A 1,541-nucleotide genomic window follows, 5' to 3' on the forward strand; every position below is an offset into this window, starting at 1 on the left:
GAGTCTGACAATCCTCCAAGTGAATCTTTGTCCTGATCATTGACTCCATTGTTAAACACAAAATCTCTTCCGATACAAGCAATGATAACAGGAGAATTAGTAAATTGAGGTGAGTTATCACATGGGTTTAAACAACGATTCATCATTGCATCTATATAGAAATTTTTATTTGCTGCACCAGTAGTAATAGCATAGTTTCTAAAATATAGAGAATACGATAAAACTAATTCACAACAACTCCCTGCACTACTTAATATTACAAGTTTTTGATAAGTAATTTCTTCTATTCCATAAGGGAAAGAACAAGTAGCATTTGAACATTTTGTACATAATGTATCACATACAGGAGTAATATCAGCAACTGCTGGTGTTGATATTGAAACAGTTGTAATATTTTGATTTGTTGAATTACATGTTATTGGAATACTTACAGTTCCAATCTGAATCGCATTGCAATCTCTGTAAAGAACAAGCTTTATCAAAAAACTATCTACCCCAACGCATGTCCATGTTAATTCTCCACCCATAATACTATTTGATGATACAGGTTTTGTGATAAAAAACATTCCGATAAAAAGTGTGATGAGTAATAATTTTTTCTTTTTCATAATTTTGTATATATTTAATTTATTCAAAAACAACTTTCTCTACAATCTCACTTCCATCCATCAATCCAATTTTTAAAAAATAAATCCCTTTCACTTGTTTCTTTAATTCGTAATCTTTTGCGTTTAAATCCTGAGTTTCTAAAATTAACTTTCCTAAGGAATTATATAAATTAATGGATTTAATTTTTCTTTCTGATTTAATGTAAACTTTTCCATTCGAAGGGTTTGGGTAAATCAGTAATGTAGAATTTTCAACCTCTGTAATTCCATTTACTTTGGCATTTATGAAAGCTAATTTTGTAAGTGAATCAGCACAGCCGAGGTCAGAAATAACTTTTAGCATCACATCATAATTTCCAACATTTTGATAGGTGTAAATCGGATTCTGAACTATTGAAGAATTTCCATCTCCAAAGTTCCAAAAGTATTGAGAAATAGCATTAAAAGCAATTGTTGATGAATCGTAAAAATTAACAACAAAGGGAACTTCCCCTGAAATTATGTTTGCTCCGAAACTCGCAATTGGAATGTCTCCGATTTGAACAAAAATAGAATCGTACTTTGTACTACAAACGGGGTCTTGAGTTTCTGCTTTTATCCAAAAGCCTTGCTTTGATAAATCATTATTTCCATGTTTATATTCAACAGAATTTAAATGCTGACTACCAACAAAATAACCATCTGCTTGCTTACCTTTTGTCCAGAACATGTTTTGAGCATTTTCGAATTGTGCATTTAATTCATAGTAGTTATTTTTACAAACTAAAGGATTTAATTTATCGATTGTAATTGTCGGTTCAACTACCGAAAGAGTTATTGTGTCAGAATTGTAGCATCCGTTGTTGTCGGTAAAATGATAAACAATTGGGAAATTTCCTAAAGAAGTATTAGCATCGAAGAAACCGTTTTTGTTAACGGGACCAGTCCAGTAAC

General features: G+C 31.1%; 2 protein-coding genes. Both read right to left on the minus strand.

Features of this window, described 5'->3' with window-relative positions:
- The coding region (locus tag U9R42_14820) for a hypothetical protein (GenBank protein MEA3497298.1) at positions 1–608 on the minus strand (608 nt) is incomplete at its 3' end.
- Between the two features lie 19 nt (positions 609–627).
- On the minus strand, positions 628–1,541 hold a 914-nt coding region (locus tag U9R42_14825), incomplete at its 5' end, for a PKD domain-containing protein (GenBank protein ID MEA3497299.1).

It is taken from the genome of Bacteroidota bacterium, assembly GCA_034723125.1.
GTDB lineage: Bacteria > Bacteroidota > Bacteroidia > CAILMK01 > JAAYUY01 > JAYEOP01.